Here is a 25498-nt window from a genome sequence, read left to right as displayed (position 1 = left end):
CCGGGAGCAATTTCACATCTGGAACGGAGGGATTAAAGGAAAGGTTCGGATACATTTTTGTCGTCTTTAAATGAACGACTTCCGCCGCTGAGGCGCTACTGAGTAGCAACTTAGGCTCAAAGAAGATAAGCCGATGAGTGTGAAATCGTCGATCTCGTTGACCGAGCAGCAGGATTCGTTTGCCCGTTCGCTGGTGGAGAGCGGTCGGTATTCCAGCATGAGTTCTGTTCTTCAACATGGCCTGGAACTGCTAGGCCAAAAGACCAAATCTGAGGCCGTCGAAACCGCAGCGCTCCGCGAATTGGTCCAGCAGCGATTGAACGGGCCAATGATTTCTGCGACGGAAATAGAAAGCGGCGTCGCGGCAATGATCGAGCGGAAGCGACGGGTTGTTCGTGTGGACTCTTGAATATTCTGAGGATGCCGAACGCGATTTCGAGTTGGTCTTCGATCATCTGTTCGACGCCTATGTCGAACTTGGGGATGCGCCTGACAGGCGGTGGAGCGCACTGCTAAACGGATCCGCAAAGTGCACGTCGAGGTCGATCGTCTCGTCGATAAGCCCTACGGGTTGCGCCCCGTTATTCATCCCGGGATCCGGTTTCTACCGGTGGAACATAGCTGCGCAATCGTTGTCGCGGCAATTTTCTACGGCGCCTAGGACCACATCAGAAATATGCTCGCACGTATGCTGGCGGGTTAAGATTCTTACAGCCCCGAGGCCCTCCTCAGATTGACCCTAAATCGGTCGCGTCGGAGGTGGTAGCTGCGGTTCTGCACGTGGGGCTCGTCGACGTCGGCCGTGGAGGGCAAGCCGGCGCGCAGCGAATGACTAGAGAATTTGGCTGCCCGCACGTCTTCGCTGAGGTCGCTATGCAGGCCAGGGGGAAGGACCGTGGGGACGCCCGTCCCCAAGGTGTTGATCTGCGGTTGCAGACTTAGCTTGCGAACAAAATGTGTCATGTCGGTATATGCCGGTATCAGCTGACCAATACGCGAAGGAGCGTCCGGAGCGATCCCGCCTTATCCAGCGCGTACACGTTATCAATGGCTTCGCAAGCACCGCTGTCTCCCACGACCGGACTCGCAAGTCGCAAGAACTTACCCTCGAGAGCTGATTTCGGCATGGGGTTACTTGCCTCTCCCTCCGCAACGTCCACGTGCCTTTCGAAGCTTTGCCCGTCGCGCAACTGTAACCAAGCGCTTGCGGCGTGAGCGCCTCGAGGCGAGGCGTGGCTGGTATGTGGCCTGAGCTCGATACTGTCTTGAAACCGCCCGGCGATCTCGTCATGAAGCCAATCCTCCACGAACCAGTCGGGGCCGGGCTCGACGCCGAATACGGCCATGGCTATGGCGTGCGGTGCGCTGAACTGTGCTGCCCACATGTCCCGTGGACGCACTTTGCTAAATGGCGGTTCGCACACGATCGGAGGCGCGGTCACGATCAGCTTGGCATGCAATCCGTCGGCAGGATCAATGCCGGCCATACGGATGACGTCGCGGCTGGCCTGGACACTGCTTAGGATAAGTCGGCAGCAACTGAATGGCTTGAAGCCAACCCGAAGAATTTCGTAGGCGGCCCCCAAACCTTTGGTCAGTTTATCGAAACGGCACTCGTCGGCGCCCGCCATCCGCCAGAAACCTGTCTCACCCTCGAAGACATCCAAAGGCCCCTCGTAGCCGGCAGCGGCAAGGCGTGCGGCCAAGACTCCCATTTGCGCGGCCATGCCGAAGTTGTTCTTCGCCATCGAAGGCGCGTCTCCGTAGACGGTCTTCATGACGGACGCTACTGGCGCATTCGCAGCAGCGATCGCGATGGCATGCGCCGCTCGTCCGGCGTCGAGACGCATGAGTCTCGCGGCCGCTGCTGCTGCACCGAATATCTGCCAAGTCCCATGGCCGTGAATCGCCTTTCTGGGCTGAACGTGAGCCAGTGAGATGCCAACGCGGCAACTCACCTCATAGCCGATGATCACGGCCTCGAGGAATTCTGTGCCTGAAGACTTCGTGTGCTCAGCGACCGATAAGGCTGCCGCAATCACGGTGGCTCCGGGATGGCCCTTCTCGTAGATGTCGTCGAAGTCGAGCGCATTGATCAAAGTTGCCTTGACGAAGGCGGCAGCCGCCGGTTCGGCACAGCCACTGACAGGTCCGCCGGAGGAGGGTGCGACCTGGCTGTCCACCCGTAGGTTTCTCAGCATTCCAGCCGTGGGCAGCTGGCGCCCACCGAACAAGCAGCCAAGGGAGTCTAGAAGGCAAAGCTTGCTCTTGTCGAAAACGTCGCTCGGAACACGAGTGAGTGCTTCCTCGGCGATATAGCTGCCGAGCGTTTGCGTGATGAAAGCGGTCATATCGGTGTCCGATTACCCGACGATGGCGATTGGCGGTCCATTTTCAGGTGCGCGTTGTCTACGTGCTACTATAAGAAATTGGTGCCCCGAAGGTCTGCGCAGACGAGCTGCAAGAGGAATTGCAACGATCACTGCGCCTGCAACCTCGGTCGACGCGTGCTTGATCGACAAACGAAACCTTGTGCGACGCGGCGGGAATGAGCTTGCGGACTACCGCCACACGCTCGAGATCGAGGTGTGCGGAAACCACACCGACCTGATCGACGGCGCGGGCTACAACCTGTCCCCAGGGGTCGCAGACGAGAGAGTTGCCGTAGGTGAAACGGCGATCTCCGTCCGCTGCAGTGTAGCCTCCCCACTGACCACAGGCGACGAAATAGACCTGGTGCTCGATCGCGCGTGCACGGCAGAGCACTTCCCAGTGGTCCTTTCCCGTCTGTAACGTGAAGGCCGCGGGCAGAATGACCACATCGACGCCGGCGTCTGCAAGCGCATCAAAGAGCCGGGGGAAGCGAAGGTCGTAGCAGATCGCACAGCCGATCCTGAAACCGCCGGATTCGTAAACGAACAGGCTTTCTCCAGGCGCAACGGTGGCGGATTCTCGATACATCTTGCCATCTGGCGCCTCGATGTCGAACAGGTGAACTTTGCGGTAGCGGCCGACCTCGTTACCTTCTGGGTCAAAGACGACCGTTGTGTTGTAGATCTTCGAACTTCCATCGACCCTTTCGAGCAAGCTGCCGCCGTGGATCCAGACCTTTTGCCGGGCGGCGAACGTCTGCAACATGCGATAGGCGTCGCCGCCCGGCATATGATCAGCCGCCGCCAGTTTCTCCGCCATCGTGCCGCCGGACCAGTCGAAATGTTCCGGGAGAACGATGAGATCTGGTGTATCGCGTGCGATTGCCTGCAGCATCAGGCTCTCGGCCGCGCGTAAATTAATGTCGCGGTCGGGTTGGGAGTTCATCTGGACGAGGGAAATCTTCATCATACGATCCGATCCAGTTCGAAGATGGAATGGCCGGCCTCAAGGTAGGGCCGGAGCTTAAGGGAACGCTGTTGGCGCTCGAGGGCGACGTCCGCGATGCAGCGCATTTCGGAGGGATCGGCAACGAAGACACCCTCCGTATCTGCTAAGACCGCATACCCGGGCAGCACGGCCGCCCCGCCGCAGGCGATCGGGACATTGATCGCGCCACCGATCTGGTGCCGGCGGCTGGTCGTCTTGGACGAGACTCCGCGACACCAGATTGGGAACCGGCTGGCGCCGATCTCCTCGATGTCGGTGCAAGGACCATCGACGATAATGGCGACGGCGCCACGCGCTCGGGCAGCAGCAACGACACCGCCGCCGACGCAGGCAACGTCGTCCCGGTCGACCCGGGAGATGACGAGAACATCCCCCGGGCGGAGCAGATCGATTGCCGTATAGATGACGGCTCCATCGCGGCCGGGCGCGGCGACCGTGACTGCCGTTCCAATTGCCTTGGCCGGAAAGACCGGCGCAATTCCTGCCCCAACAAATCCAAGATATTCGAAGTGGCCGATGGTTGCGGTTTCGACTCCCTCAAGCAGGGTTCGCAGTGCGTCCGGTATTGCTTCCGGCTGTTTTTCAATCTTGTAAGGCTGGGACATCGATGATCTCCGATCTGCCCTGTTGTTCACAAATCAGATCGGGCGCTCGCCGGATGTCGTCGTCCGATGCATAATCCGAATCGTGTTCGGGTCGAATGAATCGCGACGGTGCATCGTGCAACGGTTGTCCCACATCACGATGTCGCCGACGCTCCATTTTTGGACGAAGACTTCCGGCGTGTTGGTGGTGTGCTCCCAAAGCCTTGAGATCAGGTCGTTGCTTTCATCGAGCGGCAAGCCGACGATCCACGCCCCTTCCGACGTCCCGCCAAGATAAAGCGCTTTGCGGCCCGTCTCGCCGTGGCTTCTGACCAGCGGATGAACGACGCCGCTCCACTCGCGAAAATCCGCGCTCGTCGGTTCGCCTTTCCCGAGGCGCAATTTCCCCGTTTTGTCGTAGACGTTCTGGAAGAAGATCTGCCGCCCCTCAACAGCACTGCGTAGCTCCTCGGGGAGCGTTTCAAAAGCCTGGTAGGTCGACAGGAAATACGTGTCTCCCCCGGCAGCGGGAACCTCGATAGCCCTGAGGATGGCGCCGGCGGGCGGGCGTTCGTAGAACCATGTGTCCGTGTGCCACGTCGCCTCGCTGTTGCCGAGCGCGCCGCTCGGCTTGCCGTCCTTCATCACATTGCTGATCACCAGGATTTCGCGATGGATCGGGTGTCCGCCTTCCTGCAATTGCTTGGGATGGATGACGAAATCTCCGAAGTGACGGGAGAAGTCGACCTGCTGCTGGTCTGTGATATCGGTCGCCCGAAAGCGAATGACGCCGTATTGCAGCCAGTAGGATCGAACTGCCGCAATGTCCGCGTCGTTGTAGTCGGAGAAATCGAACCCGACGATATCTGCGCAGACGTTGCTGTCATTCTGGATTGCCGAAACTCTTGTTTTCATGGGTGTCTTCGCCTCTGTGTGGGAAGATCCCGGGCTCGGGATCACATAGAGCTTAGCGGAGTGATAAGTCGGAATTCCAATATCAATTCGTTTGCATTAATATTGGAATACAATGAATGTCACTATTGCTGCAGCAGTTGGACAGCGGAATGGGCGATGGCGAGGTCTACGCGGCAGCCGGCCGAGAGCTTCTCGAGACGGGTCGAGCGGATCATGGACTTCAAGGTGATCCCGCCATCGACGAGCATCCAGGCCTCGAGATAGGCGCCCAAATTGACGACCTTTTGGACGGTTCCCGTCAGGCGGTTTGCCGGTTCGTCGAGGGCCCCTGCCGCATCTGCGAGCCTAACGGCCTCCGGTCTGATACAGCAGAAGCGCACATCGTCAGGATCAACGTCCTCTGCCGGCTCGGCGGTGAGCACCGCCTTTCCCGCGCCGAGGGAAACCTTCAGCTTCCGATCGGCCCCGGTCTCTGCGGATGCCGGGAGGATATTGGACTTGCCTATGAAATCTGCCACGAAGGAGGTTCTCGGGCGGCCGTAGATATCCGCGGGCGCTCCTTCCTGCGCGACCACTCCGCCATGCATGACTATGATCCGATCGGACATGGCCATCGCCTCTTCCTGGTCGTGTGTGACATAGATGAAGGTCATGCCGAGATCTTCCTGGATCTCTTTCAGCTCGACGCGCATCGCTTCCCGGAGTTTAAGGTCAAGGTTTGAGAGCGGCTCATCGAGAAGCAGCACCGACGGCGAGGGCGCAATCGCCCGGGCGACTGCGACCCGTTGCTGTTGCCCCCCTGAAAGTTCCGTCGGATAGCGATCCTCAAAGCCCTCAAGATGGACACTTTTCAAGGCTCGTGAGACACCGTCGGCGATTTGCTCGCGGGGCCGGCCCTGCATCCTTAGGCCAAAGCCGACATTCTGGGCGACCGTCATATGCGGGAAGAGTGCGTAGTTCTGGAAGACCAGTCCGATTTTCCGGGCTTCCGGCGGGACGCCTTGCTGATCGCGGCCGCGAATTCGGATTTGTCCGCTCGAGGGCGCTTCAAATCCGGCGATCATATTGAGGGTCGTCGTCTTACCACATCCGGACGGACCAAGAATGCTGACGAATTTTCCCTTAGGGATGGCAAGGCTGATATCGTCGACGATGCGGTTTGCACCGAACTGCTTGCTGACGGAAAGGAGTTCAATATCGATGGTGGTCATTTGCTACCCCCGTGGAATTGGGCGGAGAAGCCGCCGATCTTTTCGAAAAGGATGATTACGCCAAGGATGAAGAGGAGTGATGCGACATTCACGGCCGCAAGCACCGGATCCAGGCTGTATTCGAGATGATTGATGACGGTAATCGGAAGTGTCGTCTGACCGGGTCTGACCAGGAAGACGGAGAGCGGGATGTTGTTGAAGGAAATGATGAAGGCGAAGGTCATCCCCGAAAAGAGGCCGGAGCGGATCAGCGGTAACAGCACGTATCGGATCCTCTGCGTGACGCTAGCGCCCAATACGCGTGCCGCGCGGTCCAGCCGCTTGTCGAAACCAAACATCGCGGTGGCCGCCATGCGCACGACGTAGGGCAACGTCAGAATGACGTGAGCCATGACAAGGCCGGGTGTCCCTAGCAGGTCGTAAAGTCCAACCGAGGACAGGAACAGGACGACGGCCACGCCCTTGACGATTTGCGGGACCGACATGGGTGACAAGAGGAACGCCATGATGGCGGTATGCCCCGGACATTTTGCGTAGGCGACGCTGTAAGCTCCAACGACGCCGAGCAGTGCGCTAGCGAGCGATACGATGACGGCAAGTTCGACGCTGAGTAGAAACGGATCGAGCCAGCGGCTAGTCCATAGTGCCGCGTACCATTGAAAGGTCCATTCGCTTGGGATGAACGTCACAGCCGAAGTTGGACTGAAAGAGGCCGCAACGACGACCACCAGCGGAAGAGTGATAAAGGCAAGGATGGCGACAAGCGCCATCCTGAACAGATATGTGAGCAGTCGGTTCATCGGAGCCTCCCGAAATTAAAGGTGAAGTTTTTGGTGGAGGCGCGACTCCAGCTTGGATCCGACGAAGCCGGCGGCCAGCATCAGGATGAGAAGAACGTTCGCCATGACCGCCGCGAAGGGCCAATCGAGATAGAACAGCACCTGCTCGTAGACCATTGTGGCCATGACTTTGAAACCAGCGCCGCCAAGGAGGGCAGGGGTCGCATAGGCGCTTGCGGCCATGGTGAAGCCAATCAAGAAGGAGCTTACGATTCCTGGCACGGAGAGCGGCAGGATGATGTGCCGGATTACAGCAAGACGTGACGCGCCAAGAATTTGCGCAGATTTTTCCAGACTGGGGTTGATACCCTGGAGGCTCGTCAGAAGCGACAGCACGCCAAATGGCAGGATGACGTGAGTAAGCCCAACCACGACGCCGAAAAGGTTTTTCGACAAAGGCAAGGGTTCCGTGATCAATCCGGTCCACATCAGCGCGGAATTGATAAACCCGCGATCTTCAAGAATGATGAGCCAGCCATAGGTGCGAAGCACGACCCCCGCCAATTCGGGCGCAATGGCAAGCGCGAAGATGACCGTTCGCCAGCGCGACGTGGCGCGAGCCAGATAGTAGGCGAGGGGATAGGCTAAGACGGTCACGCAGACCGCAACGAGGCTGGACATCACGACGGTGCGGGCCAGGCCAGCAAGGACAAGGTCGTTGCTGAAGAAGCGGCTGTAGCTCGCAAGTGTCGGGCCGCCCTCCGTTTGACTTTGAAAGCTGATCCCTATCATCATGCCCATCGGTATCGCGAAGAAGAGCACCAGGACGAGTGACGGCGCGATCAGCGGCAGAAGTCCCTTGACAGGGGCTCCGGCGGGCGGGGGCTTTGTCGGAGTGGAGCAAACAATGACGGCCATGATCTACCTCACTTGGCCGCCGCGACGACATCACGTTCCCATCGTTCGCCCCAGGCGGAAAGCCGTGTTGCGACCGCCGCGAGATCGGGCAACAGAAGGGCCTTCAGATCGGCCTCGGTGGTGATCTGCTTGGCGCGGATATCGGCGGGCACCTCGATGTCGATCCTGCCGCTGCCGACCTTGTAGCCGGTGACCCATGCCTCCTGGCTGGTCTTTTCGAGAAAGAAGTTCACGAACTTGAGAGCTGCGTCTCGGTTCGCCGCGTGCTTCGGCACGTTCAGGGTTGCGACCAAGGGGATAGAGCCTTCCTTCGGCAGAACATAGTCGACCGGCAAACCGCTATCGACGAGCAGCTGCGCGCGCCCGTTCCAGAATGGCATCGCCCAGACGTCGCCCCCTTTGAGGTACGTTTCCATGACTGAGGATGACTGCTCAAAGCCGATCGACTGTCCGGCGAGCTTGGCCATGGCGGCAAAGCCGGGATCGACGTTCTCGAGCAGATCTCCACCATGGGCGACCGAGAAGATCTCCATCAGGTAGGCGGCCATCACGTTTTGGAATGTCGGCAGGATGATTTTGCCCTTGAGGCCATCATCCAAGAGCGCGTTCCAGGAATTTGGACGATCTGCCAGCTTGTCCGTCCGGTAAAGAAGCGAGAGATACTGTACTTCGTGAACCGCGCCGCAGGGACCAGCAACGCCGGCAATCACCGACGACAGACGCTCAAGATTAGGAACCTCCTCTGGTGAAAACTCCTCAAGCAGGCCCTCCTTGCACCCTTCGAGCGATTGGGAAGCGGTCATTACGACGACGTCGAAGCCAGGGCGGCCATTCGTCGCCTTGATCTTGGCGTAATCCTGGGAGGCCGAACCGACGGCGTCGTAGATTACCTTTATCCCGAACCTGGCCTCGAAAGGCTCAATGATCCGCTCCCGAATGATAGTTTCGTACGGCCCGCCATAGCTGTTGACGATGAGCGTTTCGGCGTGGCCGTTCGCAGCCAAAACCATTGATACGATCGCGGGCGCGCACAGCGCAGTGTACTTCATGACGATCCCCTTTGTTGGTGTTGTCGGTACGGTGACATTGCGCCAGCCAGTCTTGCGATCTCCAATATCGATTTCCCGGTATTGATACTGAAATCATATCAATCGTGTTGCATTCGCTGAACTGGCCGACGGCTCAAAGCGGATTCGGTCTTGAGGGCCTCAAGCTCTATGAATCCGCGCTTGGGTTTATGCGCGTTGCCACAGGCAGCCGCTCTGTCACCCCGGCTGGCAGATTTCGTTGATTAGGCGTGGATTGGCTTTCAGGGATTTGAAGATATGAAGCCAGAACCGGTAATGGCTTTCGCGATTGAGATCCCTGGCCTCGAATGCGCGCTTGGCCGCAGCGGTCACGGCGTCGCAGCCGTAAAACTCCATCGCAAGTTCCACAGCCGCCGCCACCGCGACGTCATGTTGCGCACCCGCCTCGTTTGACGGTTCCAGATTCTTCAAAGGCTTCGACATGGCGACTCTCCTGTGAGAGTCCGGCGAGGAAATGTGGCCGGACGGTCTCACAGCGAAGATCGCGTCGTCCGGAAGCACACGGTGCCGCTCATATCGAACAGGTTGAATCTTAGCTTACTTCCCGCCCTGGGAGAAGTCCAAAACTCTGCGCTGAAATCTTTGGTCGAGCTTCTTTGAAGTTTTCGGGCTGACGCCCGAGATGATCTGGCTCCTGTGCAAGCTGTTAAGCGGCGCCGGCATTGCGGATGCTGGAGCCTTGCCTAACTTGATCATTTCTCAGTTGGATGCACCCCTAAGTTGCTTTGAGGTCGCGTCCAGCCAGTTTTCAACCCGAAGGTTGGGAATGCGCGTGAACTCACGGGCATTGGCTGTGACGAGGACTGCGCCTGCGGCACAGGCATGAGCAGCGATCAATAGGTCATTTGGGCCGATTGGTTTGCCTGCAGCTTCCAACTCAGTGCGGATGTTGCCGTACTTGGCGTCGGCGGGCACGTCGAGCGCGAGCACCAGAATGCTTTCTAGAAGGGCTTCGATTTGGGCCAGCAGCTTTGGGGAACCCTTCTTGGCGCATCCATAACGCAATTCTGCCGCCGTTATGATGCTGACGCAGATTGCCTCCGACCCGACCGCCGCAATACGTTCAGCGACCTGCCCTCTCGGGTTCCGAGCCAATTCGGACACGATATTTGTGTCCAGCATGAAAAGGTTGCTCACAGGTCGATTTCCTTGGCGGGCAACAAAGTCTCGTCAATATCTGGGAACTGATCTTCAGGCCCAAGAGGATCCAGACCTGCCAAGACTTCCAGCAGGTTCTTGCGACGCAGCGGCTCTATTATAAGCCGATCCCCGTCGCGATGGATCATCACTCGATCGCCGGGAAGCTCAAAGTCAGCCGGGATGCGAACAGCCTGGCTCTTGTTATTCCGGAAGAGCTTAGCTTCCCTCGCAGGAGGTTCGTTGTGTCTAATCTGCGGCATAAAACTCTCCTCTGCATATACATTTGCATATACACACTGACAAGCGAGATTTCAAGTGAGAGCTTGACTTGCTCGGTGAAAGGAAGGTTTCCTCCAAACAGGATCGAGGCCGTGATAGCAGCCAAACTCGATCTCATGCGACCGGGGCAAGGTGGCAAAGTGTTGTTGCGTTCTGGTGCGGGAACAGATCGGTCTTCCGGTCGCGATCGAGGGATTTCGGAAAGCACTGCTGCAGCGCAAAGCCACGCTCGGCGACATTGCCAACCAGGCCGAACGTCGTGGTGTTGGCATGGTGATCTGCCCTATCTGGAGGCGCAGGCCTCCAATGTTTAGGGGAAGTCAAAGATGTTAGCGCTTCGGTGCGCGGGTGCGTGCGCATATTAAAACGCTTGCAGTGGCACAATGTGACGGCGGTTGATGGTCGCGGGACGGCCCTTAATGGACAGAGTCGTATCGCGCTTTTCGCGTTCTGCCACGACCTTGCCCTTTGCGACGACACAGAGCCGCTCGGCACGCAGGCGCACCGCCTCGATGGGGTTGCCCGCATGGAGTACGACGAGGCTTGCGGATTTGCCCACGGCTAGACCGAGATGATCGAGGCCCATAATCTCGGCATTGATCTTGGTGACCATGTCGAAGCAGGTGCGCATGTCTGTGGGCGAGGACATCTGGGCGACGTGCATTCCCATGAAGGCGACGTCGAGCATATCGGCTGTACCGAGGGAATACCAGGGATCGAGCACGCAATCCTGACCCCAGCCGGTGCGGATGCCGGCCTTCAGCATCTCGGGCACTCGCGTCAGGCCACGGCGCTTAGGGTAGGTGTCGTGGCGCCCCTGAAGCATGATGTTTATGAGTGGATTGGGGATCACTGAGATGTCGGCTTCCGCAATCAGCGGCAGTAGCTTCGAGACGTAGTAGTTATCCATCGAATGCATCGATGTAAGGTGCGAGGCAGCTACCCTGCCTTGCAGGCCGAGCCTCTGGGTCTCATAGGCAAGCTGCTCGATATGGCGCGATAACGGGTCGTCCGTCTCGTCACAATGCAGGTCGACCATCAGGCCGCGCTTTACCGCGATCTCGCATAGTTCGGTAACGGAACGCGTGCCGTCGGACATGGTCCGCTCAAAATGCGGAATGCCACCGACGATGTCGACGCCCATGTCGAGGGCGCGGATGGTGTTTTCGCGAGCATTCGGGGAGCGATAGAACCCGTCCTGCGGGAAGGCGACAAGCTGGAGGTCGATATAGGCGGCGATCTCCTTCTTGACCTCTAGCAGTGCTTCCACCGCAAGAAGGCGGTCGTCGCATGTATCGACATGGGTGCGGATGGCGAGGAGACCCATCGAGACCGCCCAGTCGCAATAAGCTAGCGCCCGCTGCTTGACGGCCTCGTGGGTCAGGAGCGGCTTGAGTTCGCCCCACAGCGCGATGCCTTCGAGCAGCGTACCTGAGGCATTGATACGTGGCAGGCCGTAGGACAACGTTGCGTCCATATGGAAATGCGGATCGACAAAGGGCTGACTGACGAGGTCGCCCGAGGCGTCGACGACACGACCAGCCTCGGCATCGATGCGTGGCTCGATCGCGGCGATCCTATCGCCCTTGATGCCGATGTCGGCGACGTTGCCATCGGGTAGCGTGCCACCTTTTACGATCAGGTCAAAACTCATCTTTCGCCTTTCTGGTACGGGATCATCAAAGCTTTAGGGTAAGCAGCACGACGTGCGACCAGGATCAGCGCCAGGATCGACAGCGCATAGGGCATCATCAGGAAAACCTGATAGGGCACGATGCCGCCCGAAATTTGCTGCAGACGAACCTGATAGGCATCGAAGGCGGCGAAGAGGACGGCGCCGATCAGCGCCTTTCCTGGCCGCCAGGAGCCAAAGACGACGAGTGCGATGCAAATCCAGCCGCGTCCATTGATCATCTGGAAGAAGAACGAGTTGAAAGCCGAGGTGGTGAGAAAGGCGCCGCCGACCGCCATCAACGCGCTACCGACGACAACGGCGCCCATGCGGATGCCCGTGACCGAAATGCCCTGCGCTTCGACCGCTGACGGATTTTCGCCGGCAGCACGAACGGCGAGACCGATGGGCGTGCGATAGAGGATCCAGGCAACGGCTGCAACCGAGATGAATGCGAGATAGGTCAATGGCGTCTGGGTAAACAGCGCCTCGCCAACGACCGGGATGCTGGATAAGCCCGGGATCGGCAGGGGCTGGAACGGCTCGATTTTGGGCGGCGACGTCACTTCGGGCAGCGCAAGGCGATAGATGAAATAGGTAAGGCTTGTGGCAAGTAGCGTAACACCGATGCCGACGACGTGCTGCGACAGTCCGAGTGGTACCGTAAGCGTCGCATGCAGCAGGCCGAACATAGCACCGAAAAGGGCAGCGACCAGCAAGCCGGCCCAAAGATCGCCGCCGGAGTATACGGTAAACCAGCCGGCGAAAGCGCCTACCGTCATGATCCCCTCGATGCCGAGGTTAAGAACGCCCGCGCGCTCGCAGATCAACTCGCCCATCGTCGCGAAAATCAGCGGAGATGCTATGCGGATTGCGGCAACCCAGAAAGAAGCGGTGAAGAGGATTTCGAGCGCGTCCATGTCATCTCCACCTGATTCGGAATCGCGTCAGAAGGATCGCGACAACCATCGTCAGTAACGAGGTGGCGACCATGACGTCGGCTATGTAACTCGGTACCTTGGCCACTCGGCTCATGGCATCTGCGCCGACGAAGATGCCGGCGACGAAGATGGCAGAGGCGATGACGCCGAGCGGATTCAGCATGGCCAGCATAGCGACGACGATGCCCGCGTAGCCGTAGCCTGGCGACAGGTCGAGCGTCAGGTTGCCTTTGAGCCCGGAGACTTCGGAAAAACCCGCGAGAGCGGCCAGTCCTCCCGAAAGCAACGCCGTCTTCATCAGAGTGCGGTCGACCAGAATTCCGACAAAACGTGCGCCCTCGGGATTGATGCCGACGGCGCGCATTTCGTAACCGAGAACCGTCTTTTTCATGACGATCCAGATGAGGACGGCCGAAGCAAGGGCGATGATGAAGCCATAGTGCAGGCGCTTGCCCTGGATAAGGCGCGGCAGTTGTGCTTCGGCAATGACCTTCTGCGATTGCGGCCAGCCGAGCCCCATCGGATCCTTGAGCACACCTTCGAGCAGCATCGACACGAACAGCAGGACGATGAAGTTAAGCAGCAACGTTGTGACCACCTCGTCGACGCCGAAACGCGTCTTCAGCACGGCTGGGCCGAGCAGAAGCAACGCGCCTGCGGCCATGACGGCGACCATAATTACCGGGATTAGAACAACCGAAGGCAGGGGCAGTGCGCCCGTTCCCAGCGCCACGGTGACGACGCCACCGATGTAGAGTTGGGCTTCTGCGCCGATGTTCCAGAGCTTTGCCCGAAAGGCGACGGCGATCGCCAAACCCGTGAAGATCAGTGGCGTCGCCCGGGTCAAGGTCTCTAGGAATGCGAACTGTGAGCCGGCCGCCCCCTTCGCCACAAGATAGAAGACGGACAGTGGGGAAGCGCCGGCGGCGAGAACCAGTACCGACGTCAGCACCAGTGTGGTGCCTATGGCAGCCAGCGGAAACAGCAAGGTGATCGCCAGGGACAGCGCGGGTTTCGGTTCAAGCCGCATGATCGCCGCGCTCCCCGCTGTGGCCCGCCATCAGTTCCCCCAGTTCCCGAATGCTGCGTTCGCCCCTTGCAGAGGGTGTGGAAAGGCGCCCCTTGAACATAACGAAGATGCGGTCGGACAATGCCAGGACTTCTTCGAGATCTTCCGAAATGAGCAATATCGCGGCGCCCCGATCTCGCGCTGAGAGCAGCATGCGATGAACATAGGCGACGGCGCCGACATCGAGGCCGCGTGTCGGCTGACTTGCCAGGATGACCGCGGGGTCGGCATCAAGGGCCCGGCCGAGAATGAGCTTCTGCATGTTGCCGCCTGAGAGTAGGCGTATGCGTGCTTCGGGCGAAGGGCATTTGACGTCGTAGTCGGCAATGAGTTTCTCTGCGAAACGCCCGGCGGCTTTCCAATTCAGGAAGCCCATGCGGCTGAACCGAGGGCTTCGGTAGCGTTCGGCGATGACATTTTCCGTCACGCTCATGTCGCCGATGCTGCCGATAGCGTGGCGGTCTTCCGGAATGCGGGCCACGCCATGTGCGAGCGCGGCGCGCGGCGACCAGTCGGCGACGTCCCGTCCAGCGATGGAAATGCTGCCGCTGGTGGGACGCCGGATGCCGGCTATAAGGGCAGCAAGGACAGCCTGACCATTGCCGGCGACGCCGGCAATTCCGGTGATTTCACCGGCTGTAAGGGTGAGCGATACTTTGTCGAGGCCCGCCCCGTTGTAGGCCGTTGCGGAGACCTGTTCGAGTGCCAGCAGCGGTGCTCCGAGCTTCAGCGGACTGACGTTGGCTGGCTTGACCTCTTTTCCAACCATGAGCGCGGCCAGTTCTTTGCGATCGGTCGAACCTGTTTCTCGCTCGCCGACAAGTTGACCGGAACGCAGCACCAGCACACGATCGCTGACGGCCATCACTTCGTGCAATTTATGAGAGATGAAGATGATCGACAGGCCTTTGGCGACGAGCAGCTTCAGCGTCCGGAACAGTGCCTCAGTCTCGGCGGGGGTTAAGACGGCCGTCGGCTCGTCCATGATTAGGATTCGGGCTTCGCGATAAAGAGCCTTTAGAATCTCGACGCGCTGGCGCTCGCCGACTGAAAGGCTGGAGACGGTAGCTGTGGGGTCGACGGCGAGGCCGAAATCAGCGGACAATCGATCGATGCGCCGTCGCGCGGCGGCCCGGTCGAGCCGCAGGCGCCAAATGCTCTGCGTGCCAAGCGCAATGTTTTCCTGCACCGTCATGTTGTCAGCGAGGGTGAAGTGCTGGTGAACCATGCCTACGCCGGCATCTATGGCAGCGCGCGGATCTCCCGGCGGTAGCGGCTTGCCAAATGCCTCGACGGTTCCTTCGTCGGCGACGTAGTGGCCGAACAGAATGTTCATCAGAGTCGTCTTGCCGGCGCCGTTCTCCCCGAGAAGTGCTATGACTTCGCCCTGCTTGAGTTCAAACGAAATGGCGTCGTTAGCCCTGAGTGGGCCGAAGCGCTTGCTGATGCGGGAAAGACGAAGGGCGGTTTTGCTAGACACGTCGGCGACCGGAAGAGGAGTTGTGGGGACTTCCTTTCCCGTCCAAGGAGAGAATGGTCGCTGTTGGCGAAGTGTAATTCCTGGTCCGCCACAGCCGACCACTTCTCCCATGAACGCGAGGAAGGAAGGCTAGGTCGACTTCGGCTCGGCGTCGTTGATCTCGACGGCGAACGAACCGTCCTTGATCATCTTTTCCTTTTCCGCGACCTTGACCTTGATGGCGTCCGGAACCTTGCTCTCAAAGGTGCCGTAAGGCGCCAGTGAACAGCCGCCGTTTTTCATGAAGGAATAGATGCCATAGTCGTCAGCCTTGAACGCGCCGGCCTTCACTTCGCTGATCGCCTTGTCTAGCGTCGGTTCGAAATGCCACAGTGCGGATGCGACAACGGTGTCCGGATAGTCCGCCTGGGTATCGATGACATTGCCGATGGCCAAGACCTTCTTCTCCTTGGCGGCGTCGGACACACCAAAACGTTCGGCATATAGCAAGTCCGCACCCCCATCGATCTGGGCGAAAGCGGTCTCTTTGGCCTTTGGCGGATCGAACCATGAGCCGATGAAGGCGACCTGGAATTTGGTGTCCGGGGCCACTTCCTTCACGCCGGCCATGAATGCATTCATCAGCCGGTTAACCTCTGGGATCGGATAGCCTCCCACCATGCCGATGTTCTTGGACTTCGTCATTGCGCCGGCGACAAGGCCGGACAGATAGGATGCGTCCTGGATATAGTTGTCGAAAACTGAGAAGTTAGGAATAGCGGCGTCGGGCTTGAAGCTCGAGCCCATCAGAAAGGCGACATCCGGGTAGTCTTTGGCAACCGTGCGGGCCGCATCCTCGACGCCGAAGACCTCGCCAAGGATCAACTTGTGACCCGCCTCGCAATACTCACGCATGACGCGCTCGTAATCGTTGTTCGCGGTGTTTTCCGAATAGACATATTCGATGTCGCCGCGCTCCTTGGCTGCATTCGCTGCCTTGTGGATACGACTGACCCACTGCTGCTCGACCGGAACGGTGTAGATGGCCGCCACCTTTATCGGATCCGCAGCGAGCAGACGGCCCGGCAGACCCGTCGCCGCCACCACGGCGGAAGCGCCAGCAGCTTTGATCAGGGTTCTTCTGGAAATGGCAAAATTGAAGGAATCGCTTTGCATTAAGTTCCCCTCTGATTGATTGCGCGTTTGGCGCGCGTCTTTTTTACCACTTGGTCAATGTAGGGGAAGTTGGAGTTTGCAGCAATTGGGGTGTGATACGCCATTCAACCGGATATGACGCAGCTTGCGCGACAAGCTCTGTGCAGTCTGAACAAAGACGTGTCGCGTCTGAAGCCGCTAACCGATCATTCAAGTTGGAGGCCTCACTTGAAGACCGAGAGCCGTGCGTACTTTGGGCGCAGTTTCGAGAAACCGGTTTCTTGGTTGCGACGTGGGCGAACAAGTTCCAGTGCGACCGGCAAAGCAAGTGTGAGATCGGGCTGAAGTCGATCCACTGCAGCTGTGTCCAACGACGTCTTTCGCGCTTCTCTTTCAATAGCGAAGATGGTCTAAGGTCGTGGCTGGGAGACTTTTGAAGGGGCCAGGTCACCAGGATCATGCGTTGTCCAGAGGCATGAGCAGTGGAGCCGGAAACTGGAGCTTCTATCCTGATAAAGAAGCGGAGGCGCGTGAATGTTTCTGATCGACCGTGAACTTGAGGCGCTCACCGTTTTTCGGCGCGACCTGCACCGGCGGCCGGAAGTCTCGGGCGAGGAGCGGGAAACGGCGGAAACGATCGTGGCGTCGTTGGCTGAGACGAAGCCGGACGCGGTGATGACCGGCCTTGGCGGGCACGGGGTGGCGGCAATCTATGAAGGACGCGAGCCGGGTCCGACCGTCATGGTGCGGGCCGAGCTCGACGGGCTGCCGATCGAGGAGATTTCGGAAATCGGCCATCGCTCGGAGATTAAGGGCAAGGGGCATCTCTGCGGCCATGACGGACATATGACAATCCTGATGGCGCTGGCCAAAGGGCTTGGACGCGAGCGCCCGGCGAGAGGCCGCGCGATCCTGATGTTCCAGCCGGCGGAGGAGAACGGCGCCGGTGCCGCGGCCGCGCTTGCCGATCCGAAATTTGCTGACATCAAGCCGGATCTGGCCTTCTCGCTGCACAATTTTCCGGGATTACGCTTTGGCCATGCGGCGCTGCGCTCAGGACCGGTCAATTGCGCCTCGCGCGGCATGCGGATTTCGCTTTCCGGCAAGACCGCGCATGCCTCGACGCCGGAGGACGGCATTGCGCCGACCTTTGCGATGGCCGCGTTGCTTTCCGGGCTGACGGCGCTTGGCAACAACGGGCCGCTCGACGAGGACTATACGCTTGTCACCGTGACACATGCGCGGCTTGGCGAGGCGGCCTTCGGCATCAGCCCCGGCTATGCCGAGATTTGGGCGACGCTGCGCACACTGACCGACGAGCGCATGGCCGATCTTGTGGCCCGTGCCGAGGCGCTGGTTGCGAAAGAGGCCGGTGCTGCCGGCTTGAAGGTGGCGATCAGCTACGAGGACGTGTTCCACCAGTGCAGCAACGCGGACGCCGCCGTAAGCGCGCTGGAGCGCGCTATGGACGAGGAGGGCGTCAGCCACGATCGCGGCGAGGGCGTGCTGCCGATGAAGGGTTCGGAGGATTTCGGCCTTTTCGGGCGCGTGGCGCCTTCGGCGATGTTCTTTCTCGGCGCTGGCGAAAACCACGCGCGGCTGCACAATCCTGATTATGATTTTCCCGATGGCCTGATCGGTATCGGCGCCAAGGTGTTCATGCGGGCGATCCGTAACGAACTGGGGTGAGGGCGCCGGACGGTCGCTTGCACGGCGGCCGTTGTGACGGCACTCTTTGAAATTGTACAGCTCCGGCCGATGGCCTGTTTCGCGTCGTTTCGGGGTTAGTCTGGAAGGAGCAGGGGATGAGGCAGTGCAGCTTTCGTGTCGCGCTTTGCCTGGCGCTTGCCATTGCAGGCATAGTGACAGCTCGCGCGGCGGACACGCCCGGCGCCGATCCCGTTCCTGAGCCGCAGCAGACCGAGAATGCCAGCCTGCAAGACTTCATCAAGGCCAATCCGGATTGCCTGGAATTCACCGATCAGTGCTCGCACTGCGTTGTCGTCAACCGTGTTGCCGAATGCTCGACGGCCGAGATCGCCTGCATCAAGCGGGACAACCAGTGCACCAGACGAGTGGCTAATTGATGCATCCCGCAAATAGTACGTCTTCACGAACTCGTCGCTCACTGACCCCTGAAGCGCGGCGCTAAGGACGCTGCGGAGACGGCGCGCATCCGATTTCATCGGCGATGTCGAAGGTGGCTCGGGCATGGTCTGGGGCACCTTTGGGGTGGTAGGATCCCGAGCTTGATCGCGCCCTGAATTCGTTTCAACGCAGGCCGTACGGAGTTGTAGGAATGTGGAAGCTAGGCTGAGCCCAATTCCGCCAGTCGCTCCTGACATACCAGCTCAACGAGTCGAAGAAGATGCTCCGTCCGCTCTAGAAGCCAACCGAGCCCTTCTTCGGTAATCTCAAAGTGCTTCGAGTAGCGGGCCTTCACATAGGCTTCGTTGAGAATGTTGTACCAGGCGGTAAAACGATGCTGGTCGCGCGGCCAGGCGTCGATCAGCCGCTGATCCCGATCCTCGGCGAGACCGCGGAGAAACTTGAGGTTGTGCGAAGGTGGGCTGTAGTTGGTGAGGGTGAGGAGCAGACAGGCGTAAGCCTGCTCATTGGCCTGGTGTAAGCTAAACGCAGCAAGACGGTTCCACTCGGGGGCATCACCAACCTGGCCAGCTTGCCACTGTCCCGTCCGAAGCATCAACTGGGCTTCCGTAAATCGATTCGCAAAGTGGTCCTTCGTGACCCTGAGCGCATCGGCAGGCGAGAGTCGTTTCGGCTCCGCCAGAGCCCGGTCGTCGAGTTCGTAGAGCACGATGCCTTCGCGCAGAATATCGACGAAGAAATACTGTCCGTCCGCAAGGAAGTTGTTCACCTCCCGGGCGCCATGGACGATCAGCCCAACCGGCGTCGAGACTCTCTTGTCCCACATCAACCGGTCGGTCGCCTTGTCCCAGTATTCCGGTTCTGCGAGCTTCTTCGAATTGACGATGACAAGGATATCGTAATCGGAGCGATAGCCCTTCATCGTATGCGGCTCGTCGACAAAGGTGCCGCGGGCGTAGGAACCGAAGAGGATGATCTTCAGGATCCGACCGCGCTTCTTGAAATCGGCCGAGCCGCCTTGGAGCGCATCGGCAAACTCCTCGTGGATGATCTCCACGACGCGCGCAAGTTCGCGCTGCTTCTTCTCGGGAAGATGTTCCAGGCTCGTTTTCATACTCAACCGATAGGATAAAGACGATTCGTCGTCTACTGCAGGAATTAATGGGTTTCGCATTATTAAAAAATATCAGATTGATCTATATGGACGATTAATAGATGATCTATCTCCTTGTAGAATGACTTGCACGGATGCAGAGGGCAGGCGAATGGAATTCCGTCAAATGAGATGTTTTGCAACCCTGGCGGAGGAATTGCATTTCGGCCGCGCTGCGGCGACGCTCTCCATGGCGCAGCCAGCCCTTAGCGTGCAGATACAAACGCTGGAAAAGGAGCTCGGCGTTCAGCTTCTCATCCGCTCTACGCGTCGTGTTCAACTGACAAAAGCCGGCGAAGTTTTTTACGAGCGGTGCATCAATGTTCTGCGGGAGATCGAAAACAGTTCCGCTATCGTCCGGGCTGTTGCCGGCAAGAATGTCGATCGGATCACCATCGGAACCATATATCCCGCGACCTTCGGTGTCTTGCCGCTTTTTCTGAACAAGCTCGGCAAGCGATTTCCCGATATTCAGATACACGTGAGCAGCGGTTCCACGGATGCAATCATCCGCGACCTGGAGAAGGGGCGTATCAACCTTGGCTTCATCCGACCGGTCGAAAACATTGGATCGCTCCGTTGGCAGAGCATCGCCAACGAACGATATCTTCTGGCGGTGCCACTTGGCAGCCGGCTTGAGACGGCGGCGACCGTCACAATGAGCGATCTGAAACGGGAGCGGATCATCTCCTTTTCCCGCTCAAATCTATCTTACACGGAAAAGTACTTCTTCGAGCAGTTCAAAAAATTTGGCCTTCTTGATCAGGTTGCCTGTAGTTGCGACGACACGCTCTCCTTGGTTTCGCTGGTCGCGGCCGGGATGGGCGTAGGTTTCGTGCCGGAATGGACCAGAGATTTGCCCCACCAGTCGTTCCGGCTTCGGGAAGTGGAGGGGCTGGATTTTACGATCGGCATGGGGCTTGCCTGGAACAAAGAGGACCCGACCGCGAACCGTGAAGAGATCGTAGAAATTGCCCGCACGCTGGCGGCGGCATCCAGATCCCTTAAAGCTGTGGGCGACGATACCGGAAGAAACAACACCAAGCGCGGTCTTCCGGCCCATGGCGAGTAGGTAGGAAAGTGGCAACGTAAGCCGTCAGAGGTTGGCGATGGCGGTCCTTGGCAGGAGCACAACTTGCCGGCGGCACTCCAAAAGGTCCAGAATGTCGCTGGGCCGAGTATTGATTGAGTAAGACGAGAGGGCAAAAAGGAGGAGAAGGTGAAGGGCTGGTTTCAGAAGCTAACCGATGTTTCCACCGTGGCGCGCACCAAGGAGATGTTCAATGAAGCGCTCACCGAGCTCGCGCAAGAGCTCGGCTTCGAGTATTACGCCTACCTTAATCTTCAACCAATCGGAACATTCGCCGTTTCGAATTATCATCCCGAATGGCAGGATTGGTACTTCGCCAGAAGCTTCAACGAGATCGATCCTGTGATCCAGATTGCAAGGGCGACGATGAAGGCGTTCACTTGGTCTTCCGAAAATTCAAGGACTGTTAGATCGAGGCGCGTTCGGCAGTTTTATCTGGATGCCGCCGGTTTCGGTATTCGGTCGGGGATCACCATTCCAGTCGCGACTGCGTTCAGACGTATAGCAATGCTGACCATGGCCTCACACAAGCCTTCCCTCTCGCTGAAAGGTGATGTCGATCCGGTAGCGGCCGCCATGGCGGTCGCCCAGCTTCATGTGCGGATCGAGCAAACGAACATTGAGCCTACCGCAAAACCGAGCATCGCTTTGACCACTAGACAGGCGCTTATGCTCAAGTGGGCGTCCGAGGGCAAATCCATGAGAGCAATCGCCGACATCGAGAACATGAGCTACTGGAACGTCAACTTCCACATGAATAATGCGCGCAGGAAGCTAAATGCCTACTCGCTTCCGCAGGCGACGGCTCTTGCGACGAAGCTAAAGCTGATTTGAAGCCAGGCGCATCGCTGCCAAGCATCTGAAGTCGAAGTTTTGAGGAGTACAGATGGAACAAGTGGTGAACAAGCTTCCGGATCTTCTACCGACGCTTTCGCGTGAACGGCTTGAGGCACTTGTGCTCGAACGCACCGAGAGAGACGAGGGTTTTGCCCTTTGGCTCGATGCCAGATTTGCGGTTTTGGTGGCTGACGAGGCAAGCGCGCTGCTCGATCCTGTGCCGTTTCGTCGTCGCGCCGAAGCGCTTTTCTCTTCGACCGGTTCGGGGCGGCATCGGCACAGCTGGGGCGAGCGGGCTGGGGGTATCGATCAAGCGGCGCTCGAACAACTGATTGACGAGGCTGAACCTTTTCTTGCCGTAGGGCGCGGCGACCATGCATTGACGATCTTGAAATCCGTGGCCGCGGGGCTGGCCGCATGTTGGCCGGAAAACGCCGATTGGGATGAAACCCTGAATGAGTTCTTTCCGCGGCTTGATCAATTGATCGCGCAAGCCGCCCTCATGAATGGTGTCTCGCAGGAGGCGCGCGATGACCTCGCCGGCGAACTGGCCGACTGGCAGGGAGAACTCGCAAAATTTGGCGCCGACGATGCCTTTGCTACTGCCATTGCAGCTTGCATGCAAGGCTGGGACGAGCCAGGCCTTCAGGCCACGCTCGCAGGGCTTGGGCAGAGCTGGCCGCCTGGGGGAAGTAGCGATCCGCTCGATGACGATCTGACACGGGTCCGACTTGCCGCGCTCGAAGCCATGGGGCGCGGTGAGGATTTCCTCAACCTTTCCCGTGCGGCGGGGTTTCTTTGCGACCATGCGGTGAAGCTGGCGCAGACGGGGCGTGTCGATGAGGCGGTCGCGCTCGCCCATCTGCGCCTGACCACACATGGTGATCTCCTGCGGCTTGCGGAGGCCGTCGCGGCTGTCGGTCGGGTGGAAGCCGCGATCGACGTTGCGGCCTGGGGACTGTCGCGAGACGGGTGCGGCGAAGGCGAAGAAAACTGGCATCACAGAACAGGCAGGGCAATGCTGGCACGCTGGCTGCGCGAAAAGGCGCATGAGGTAGGCAATCGGGATATGATGTTCAAGGCAACGCAAGTAGCCTTCGAAGAAAGCTTTACACGGGAAGATTTCCGCGTGGCCAAGAAACTCGTTGCTCCGTCGGATTGGCCGAAGTTGCGCGAATTGCTGCTTGCGGCGCTGACGGCGGCACCTTACGCCTATGAGCGGATCGAAATCCTGCTCGACGAGGATTTGGTCGCGGACGCCGTTGCTTCCATCGACCTGCAGGAAACGCGTTTCTTCAGTCCACGTGACCCTACGCTGGGTCGACTTGCTGAACGGGCATTGGCGGATCACCCCGATTGGGTGATTGTCCTTGCATGCCGCATGGCCGATACGATTATGTCTGAAGGAAGATCAAGCCGCTATGAGACGGCCGCATTGTGGCTCGGGATTGCCGCCCGCGCGCATAAGGCTTGCGGGCGGTCCGCCCAGTGGCTTGCGCACCTTGATGGGCTTATCGAGCAGCACCGGTGCAAGCGCAAGCTGCGACCGCTACTGGAAGAGCTGCGGCGCACGGCCAAGTGAATAAAGTACCTCATGGGATATCGCGATGCAGGCATTCGCCTGACGGCCGCCGAAAAGCAGACCTGGATGGCCGAGTTGAATTTTTCGGCCCCAAACCTACGCCTTCTGAAAGGTCACGATGCTGCGCGCGCTGGTTCAACGCCGCCGTCGCGTGATGCTGTTAGTGTCGTATAAAAATCACTAAGCTCCAGATTTCTGCTGCTCTGGACTTAACCTTAGGCGATCGAAAACGTCCGGGCAGAACTCAAACTGCCTCGCAGTTCCTCGTCCCATCGAGTTCTTCACAATCGTTTCGGTCAATATCCCCCGCGCGATCAGAGGATCGATCGATTCCGCCACAGCATTGCGCGTCAAACCGGTAATTTGGCTTATATTCGAGAGTGTTAGCTTTTCATGGTTTTGGTGCATCATGTAGAGCACCGTCATCATTCCGACCTGCTTCAAACGCGATTGCGGCGTCTCTCCCTCAACCGGTTTGTCGAAAACTTCCTGCAGAGCGTAAGCCGAAAACAGCTGGCTCTGCCAATGGGCATTGAGTGCGCTTGTCATTTTTTATACTGTCATATATATGATGGTAAAACGCGTCGCCAAATCGCGCCGCTGTTAGGATTGCGCACAATCGCTTCAGTGAAGGTGGTGGTCATGAATAAGTCTCTTGCACGGGCATTTGTCGCTGCAGCCAGTCTAGCGCCATTCTGTCTTGTTTTCGAGAGTAAAGCGCGAGCGGCTGAATGGGGGTGCCAGGTTATCCTGTGCCTTTCCAATCCGAGCGGTCCTACGCAATACGCGGAGTGCCGGGCGCCAATCCACAGGCTCTGGCGTGCGCTTGCAAGAGGGCGCTCCTTTCCCACTTGCGGCAGCGTTGGGTTTCAGGCCTCGCGTCCTCGATACGACCCCTATTATTGCAATGACGGTTATCGCCTGACAACGCGGTATGGAGACCATGGGCTCGAAGCGAGTTGTATCTCGACTACGCCACAGACCGTCTCGAACGCTGAATGCTACTCCAACGATGATCGGATGAACTCATCGGCAGCATGGCGGCGGAGAGACGGCCGTACGCAGTGTCAGCGCTATTTGACGACGCGACCGAACATCCGCCCGCAACCCCATTACGTCGACGTGATCATCGACGGGGTTGGCAAGCAACGAGTGTGGTACTGAGCATGCCTGTTACTTTCCTCGATTTGGCGCAAACCTGCGCACCCACAATTGCAACCGAGACGCTCGCCGCCATCGTCAGCCTTGAAAGCCGGTTCGAACCCTTCGCCATCCGGGTCAACAGCGGCGCAACACTCTCGGTGCAGCCCACGACCAAGGTGAAGGCGATCGCAATCGCCACGTCATTGGCAGCCGAGCGGCACGACATACAGCTCGGTCTCGGCGGCATCGGCATGGAAGAACTCCGCAAGCTCAACCTTTCGATTTCAGATGCCTTCGACCCATGCCGCAACCTTCGGGCCACGGCGACCATTCTCGACGGATACTACCGGCTGGCCGTGAAAGCGGGAGCGGACCCGAGCCGGGCCGAACAGGTGATGCTGCACTCCTACTACGGACGGAACGATCCATCCGTCGGCGCGATGGTCAGGTACGATGAGCAGGTCCGCCAGGAAGAAAGCCGGCTCGCCAGCACCATCACGACGCTCATGATCGAAGATGATGGACGGGAGAGGGAGCTCAACGAAGCGCCTCTTGTCGAGGCGATCGGCGATGCACGCAAGGACGAGGCCCTTGCCGATCAAACGGCGTCGGTGCCGTCCTGGGACGTTTTCAGATCGAGACGGAGGTCCTCCGTCCTCGTGTTTCAGAACAGTCATATGGAGGAGAGTGAATGACTTTCAGCGCCCGTATCCGCCCGATCGCCGCATCCGCCGTAATGGCAATGGCCATCCTGGCATCCATGGTCGAACCTGCCTTCGCGCAGGCGGCCGGCATCGAGACCGTGCTGCAGAACATCGTCGAAATGCTGACAGGCAACATCGCCAAGCTTCTGGCCGTCATCGCGATCATCGTGATCTGCATAGCCTGGATGTTCGGCTACATGGATCTGAGGCGCGCAGGGTTCTGGATCATCGGCATTGGCGGCATCTTCGGCGCTACCGAACTCGTGAACACCATCGTCGGAAGCTGACG

At 58.8% G+C, this 25498-nt stretch carries 27 protein-coding genes and 1 pseudogene; 10 read left to right on the top strand and 18 right to left on the bottom strand.

Annotation, left to right across the window (positions count from 1 at the left end; translation table 11 throughout):
* Positions 1-133: 133 nt before the first annotated feature.
* Positions 134-409 carry a type II toxin-antitoxin system ParD family antitoxin gene (locus AC3WVQ_RS25720; protein ID WP_492383188.1) on the top strand — a complete coding sequence of 92 codons (276 nt, stop codon included), beginning with the start codon at positions 134-136 and terminating at the stop codon, positions 407-409.
* Positions 390-661: pseudogene (locus tag AC3WVQ_RS25715) on the top strand (type II toxin-antitoxin system RelE/ParE family toxin). Before AC3WVQ_RS25720 ends, AC3WVQ_RS25715 begins: the two are co-directional and overlap by 20 nt.
* A gap of 319 nt (positions 662-980) precedes the next feature.
* On the opposite strand, the gene AC3WVQ_RS25710 reads toward AC3WVQ_RS25715, so the two are convergent.
* The 16 genes from AC3WVQ_RS25710 to AC3WVQ_RS25635 all read right to left on the bottom strand — a co-directional run bounded on the left by AC3WVQ_RS25710 (position 981) and on the right by AC3WVQ_RS25635 (position 16612).
* Positions 981-2351, bottom strand: coding sequence for an MmgE/PrpD family protein (locus AC3WVQ_RS25710; protein WP_192372694.1), 1371 nt, complete (start codon positions 2349-2351; stop codon positions 981-983).
* Positions 2352-2409: 58 nt separating this feature from the next.
* Positions 2410-3339: a carbon-nitrogen hydrolase family protein gene (locus AC3WVQ_RS25705; protein WP_192372696.1), complete on the bottom strand. Its 930-nt coding sequence runs from the start codon at positions 3337-3339 to the stop codon at positions 2410-2412.
* Positions 3339-3986 carry an RraA family protein gene (locus AC3WVQ_RS25700; protein WP_112772566.1) on the bottom strand — a complete coding sequence of 216 codons (648 nt, stop codon included), beginning with the start codon at positions 3984-3986 and terminating at the stop codon, positions 3339-3341. The genes AC3WVQ_RS25705 and AC3WVQ_RS25700 overlap by 1 nt, the downstream gene beginning before the upstream one ends.
* Positions 3987-4019: 33 nt before the next feature.
* The gene (locus AC3WVQ_RS25695) at positions 4020-4880 is read right to left on the bottom strand and encodes a TauD/TfdA dioxygenase family protein (RefSeq protein ID WP_112975786.1); all 861 of its coding nucleotides are present in this window, start codon (positions 4878-4880) and stop codon (positions 4020-4022) included.
* 122 nt (positions 4881-5002) lie between these two features.
* Positions 5003-6091: an ABC transporter ATP-binding protein gene (locus tag AC3WVQ_RS25690; protein ID WP_492383187.1), complete on the bottom strand. Its 1089-nt coding sequence runs from the start codon at positions 6089-6091 to the stop codon at positions 5003-5005.
* Complete coding sequence (locus tag AC3WVQ_RS25685; protein WP_492383186.1) at positions 6088-6891, bottom strand: ABC transporter permease; 804 nt, start codon at positions 6889-6891, stop codon at positions 6088-6090. Before AC3WVQ_RS25685 ends, AC3WVQ_RS25690 begins: the two co-directional genes overlap by 4 nt.
* A 15-nt stretch (positions 6892-6906) precedes the next feature.
* Complete coding sequence (locus AC3WVQ_RS25680; protein ID WP_371813733.1) at positions 6907-7788, bottom strand: ABC transporter permease; 882 nt, start codon at positions 7786-7788, stop codon at positions 6907-6909.
* Between the two features lie 8 nt (positions 7789-7796).
* Positions 7797-8837 (bottom strand): ABC transporter substrate-binding protein, encoded by a 1041-nt coding sequence (locus tag AC3WVQ_RS25675; RefSeq protein WP_492383185.1) that lies wholly within the window; start codon positions 8835-8837, stop codon positions 7797-7799.
* A 216-nt stretch (positions 8838-9053) separates the two neighbouring features.
* Positions 9054-9299, bottom strand: a complete 246-nt coding sequence (locus AC3WVQ_RS25670; RefSeq protein ID WP_492383184.1) for a Y4oE-related protein — start codon at positions 9297-9299, stop codon at positions 9054-9056.
* 276 nt (positions 9300-9575) lie between these two features.
* Positions 9576-10013, bottom strand: a complete 438-nt coding sequence (locus tag AC3WVQ_RS25665; RefSeq protein WP_034800191.1) for a type II toxin-antitoxin system VapC family toxin — start codon at positions 10011-10013, stop codon at positions 9576-9578.
* Entirely contained in the window at positions 10010-10276 is a 267-nt protein-coding gene (locus tag AC3WVQ_RS25660; protein WP_034800189.1) for an AbrB/MazE/SpoVT family DNA-binding domain-containing protein, read from the bottom strand. The genes AC3WVQ_RS25665 and AC3WVQ_RS25660 overlap by 4 nt, the downstream gene beginning before the upstream one ends.
* A 380-nt stretch (positions 10277-10656) precedes the next feature.
* Complete coding sequence (locus AC3WVQ_RS25655) at positions 10657-11949, bottom strand: amidohydrolase family protein (protein ID WP_112984687.1); 1293 nt, start codon at positions 11947-11949, stop codon at positions 10657-10659.
* Entirely contained in the window at positions 11946-12887 is a 942-nt protein-coding gene (locus tag AC3WVQ_RS25650; protein WP_060643743.1) for an ABC transporter permease, read from the bottom strand. Before AC3WVQ_RS25650 ends, AC3WVQ_RS25655 begins: the two co-directional genes overlap by 4 nt.
* 1 nt (position 12888) lies before the next feature.
* Positions 12889-13938 (bottom strand): ABC transporter permease, encoded by a 1050-nt coding sequence (locus AC3WVQ_RS25645; RefSeq protein ID WP_060529687.1) that lies wholly within the window; start codon positions 13936-13938, stop codon positions 12889-12891.
* Positions 13928-15568 (bottom strand): ABC transporter ATP-binding protein, encoded by a 1641-nt coding sequence (locus AC3WVQ_RS25640; RefSeq protein ID WP_492383183.1) that lies wholly within the window; start codon positions 15566-15568, stop codon positions 13928-13930. The genes AC3WVQ_RS25645 and AC3WVQ_RS25640 overlap by 11 nt, the downstream gene beginning before the upstream one ends.
* Positions 15569-15586: 18 nt before the next feature.
* On the bottom strand, positions 15587-16612 hold the full coding sequence (locus tag AC3WVQ_RS25635; protein ID WP_492383182.1) for a BMP family protein: 1026 nt from the start codon (positions 16610-16612) through the stop codon (positions 15587-15589).
* 513 nt (positions 16613-17125) lie between these two features.
* On the opposite strand from AC3WVQ_RS25635, the gene AC3WVQ_RS25630 reads away from it, so the two are divergent.
* Positions 17126-18280 (top strand): amidohydrolase, encoded by a 1155-nt coding sequence (locus tag AC3WVQ_RS25630; protein WP_112975792.1) that lies wholly within the window; start codon positions 17126-17128, stop codon positions 18278-18280.
* Between the two features lie 116 nt (positions 18281-18396).
* Positions 18397-18678, top strand: coding sequence for a hypothetical protein (locus tag AC3WVQ_RS25625; RefSeq protein ID WP_112975793.1), 282 nt, complete (start codon positions 18397-18399; stop codon positions 18676-18678).
* A 221-nt stretch (positions 18679-18899) separates the two neighbouring features.
* Here AC3WVQ_RS25625 and AC3WVQ_RS25620 read toward each other — a convergent pair whose 3' ends face one another.
* On the bottom strand, positions 18900-19814 hold the full coding sequence (locus tag AC3WVQ_RS25620; protein ID WP_192372756.1) for a nucleotidyltransferase and HEPN domain-containing protein: 915 nt from the start codon (positions 19812-19814) through the stop codon (positions 18900-18902).
* A gap of 151 nt (positions 19815-19965) precedes the next feature.
* Here AC3WVQ_RS25620 and AC3WVQ_RS25615 point away from each other — a divergent pair, with 151 nt between their 5' ends.
* From AC3WVQ_RS25615 to AC3WVQ_RS25605, 3 genes are all read left to right on the top strand, one after another.
* Positions 19966-20925, top strand: a complete 960-nt coding sequence (locus AC3WVQ_RS25615) for a LysR family transcriptional regulator (RefSeq protein ID WP_492383181.1) — start codon at positions 19966-19968, stop codon at positions 20923-20925.
* Positions 20926-21072: 147 nt separating this feature from the next.
* Positions 21073-21777 (top strand): autoinducer binding domain-containing protein, encoded by a 705-nt coding sequence (locus AC3WVQ_RS25610; RefSeq protein ID WP_371813735.1) that lies wholly within the window; start codon positions 21073-21075, stop codon positions 21775-21777.
* A gap of 121 nt (positions 21778-21898) precedes the next feature.
* Positions 21899-23362 carry a hypothetical protein gene (locus AC3WVQ_RS25605; protein ID WP_492383180.1) on the top strand — a complete coding sequence of 488 codons (1464 nt, stop codon included), beginning with the start codon at positions 21899-21901 and terminating at the stop codon, positions 23360-23362.
* A 180-nt stretch (positions 23363-23542) separates the two neighbouring features.
* Here the strand turns inward: AC3WVQ_RS25605 and AC3WVQ_RS25600 are convergent, their stop codons facing one another.
* Positions 23543-23911 (bottom strand): helix-turn-helix domain-containing protein, encoded by a 369-nt coding sequence (locus tag AC3WVQ_RS25600; protein WP_112975797.1) that lies wholly within the window; start codon positions 23909-23911, stop codon positions 23543-23545.
* Between the two features lie 93 nt (positions 23912-24004).
* Between AC3WVQ_RS25600 and AC3WVQ_RS25595 the strand changes: the two genes are divergently transcribed.
* The 3 genes from AC3WVQ_RS25595 to AC3WVQ_RS25585 are packed head-to-tail and all read left to right on the top strand — an operon-like array spanning position 24005 to position 25496.
* The gene (locus tag AC3WVQ_RS25595; protein ID WP_112975798.1) at positions 24005-24526 is read left to right on the top strand and encodes a hypothetical protein; all 522 of its coding nucleotides are present in this window, start codon (positions 24005-24007) and stop codon (positions 24524-24526) included.
* Between the two features lie 2 nt (positions 24527-24528).
* A complete protein-coding gene (locus tag AC3WVQ_RS25590) occupies positions 24529-25200 on the top strand; it encodes a lytic transglycosylase domain-containing protein (protein ID WP_112975799.1) in 672 nt (223 codons plus the stop codon).
* Positions 25197-25496, top strand: a complete 300-nt coding sequence (locus AC3WVQ_RS25585; RefSeq protein ID WP_060643736.1) for a TrbC/VirB2 family protein — start codon at positions 25197-25199, stop codon at positions 25494-25496. The genes AC3WVQ_RS25590 and AC3WVQ_RS25585 overlap by 4 nt, the downstream gene beginning before the upstream one ends.
* The last annotated feature ends 2 nt before the right edge of the window (positions 25497-25498 follow it).

Source organism: Ensifer sp. EB106-05-01-XG146, from assembly GCF_058791875.1.
The sequence above is the reverse complement of the archived record's forward strand: the minus strand, read 5'-3'. Positions and strand labels throughout refer to the sequence as shown.

Coding starts and splice junctions, on each gene's coding strand:
- AC3WVQ_RS25720 (WP_492383188.1), top strand. CDS start 134: ATGAGTGTGAAATCGTCGATCTCGTTGACCGAGCAGCAGGATTCGTTT.
- AC3WVQ_RS25710 (WP_192372694.1), bottom strand. CDS start 2,351: ATGACCGCTTTCATCACGCAAACGCTCGGCAGCTATATCGCCGAGGAA.
- AC3WVQ_RS25705 (WP_192372696.1), bottom strand. CDS start 3,339: ATGAAGATTTCCCTCGTCCAGATGAACTCCCAACCCGACCGCGACATT.
- AC3WVQ_RS25700 (WP_112772566.1), bottom strand. CDS start 3,986: ATGTCCCAGCCTTACAAGATTGAAAAACAGCCGGAAGCAATACCGGAC.
- AC3WVQ_RS25695 (WP_112975786.1), bottom strand. CDS start 4,880: ATGAAAACAAGAGTTTCGGCAATCCAGAATGACAGCAACGTCTGCGCA.
- AC3WVQ_RS25690 (WP_492383187.1), bottom strand. CDS start 6,091: ATGACCACCATCGATATTGAACTCCTTTCCGTCAGCAAGCAGTTCGGT.
- AC3WVQ_RS25685 (WP_492383186.1), bottom strand. CDS start 6,891: ATGAACCGACTGCTCACATATCTGTTCAGGATGGCGCTTGTCGCCATC.
- AC3WVQ_RS25680 (WP_371813733.1), bottom strand. CDS start 7,788: ATGGCCGTCATTGTTTGCTCCACTCCGACAAAGCCCCCGCCCGCCGGA.
- AC3WVQ_RS25675 (WP_492383185.1), bottom strand. CDS start 8,837: ATGAAGTACACTGCGCTGTGCGCGCCCGCGATCGTATCAATGGTTTTG.
- AC3WVQ_RS25670 (WP_492383184.1), bottom strand. CDS start 9,299: ATGTCGAAGCCTTTGAAGAATCTGGAACCGTCAAACGAGGCGGGTGCG.
- AC3WVQ_RS25660 (WP_034800189.1), bottom strand. CDS start 10,276: ATGCCGCAGATTAGACACAACGAACCTCCTGCGAGGGAAGCTAAGCTC.
- AC3WVQ_RS25655 (WP_112984687.1), bottom strand. CDS start 11,949: ATGAGTTTTGACCTGATCGTAAAAGGTGGCACGCTACCCGATGGCAAC.
- AC3WVQ_RS25650 (WP_060643743.1), bottom strand. CDS start 12,887: ATGGACGCGCTCGAAATCCTCTTCACCGCTTCTTTCTGGGTTGCCGCA.
- AC3WVQ_RS25645 (WP_060529687.1), bottom strand. CDS start 13,938: ATGCGGCTTGAACCGAAACCCGCGCTGTCCCTGGCGATCACCTTGCTG.
- AC3WVQ_RS25640 (WP_492383183.1), bottom strand. CDS start 15,568: ATGGGAGAAGTGGTCGGCTGTGGCGGACCAGGAATTACACTTCGCCAA.
- AC3WVQ_RS25635 (WP_492383182.1), bottom strand. CDS start 16,612: ATGCAAAGCGATTCCTTCAATTTTGCCATTTCCAGAAGAACCCTGATC.
- AC3WVQ_RS25630 (WP_112975792.1), top strand. CDS start 17,126: ATGTTTCTGATCGACCGTGAACTTGAGGCGCTCACCGTTTTTCGGCGC.
- AC3WVQ_RS25625 (WP_112975793.1), top strand. CDS start 18,397: ATGAGGCAGTGCAGCTTTCGTGTCGCGCTTTGCCTGGCGCTTGCCATT.
- AC3WVQ_RS25620 (WP_192372756.1), bottom strand. CDS start 19,814: ATGAAAACGAGCCTGGAACATCTTCCCGAGAAGAAGCAGCGCGAACTT.
- AC3WVQ_RS25615 (WP_492383181.1), top strand. CDS start 19,966: ATGGAATTCCGTCAAATGAGATGTTTTGCAACCCTGGCGGAGGAATTG.
- AC3WVQ_RS25600 (WP_112975797.1), bottom strand. CDS start 23,911: ATGACAAGCGCACTCAATGCCCATTGGCAGAGCCAGCTGTTTTCGGCT.
- AC3WVQ_RS25595 (WP_112975798.1), top strand. CDS start 24,005: ATGAATAAGTCTCTTGCACGGGCATTTGTCGCTGCAGCCAGTCTAGCG.
- AC3WVQ_RS25590 (WP_112975799.1), top strand. CDS start 24,529: ATGCCTGTTACTTTCCTCGATTTGGCGCAAACCTGCGCACCCACAATT.
- AC3WVQ_RS25585 (WP_060643736.1), top strand. CDS start 25,197: ATGACTTTCAGCGCCCGTATCCGCCCGATCGCCGCATCCGCCGTAATG.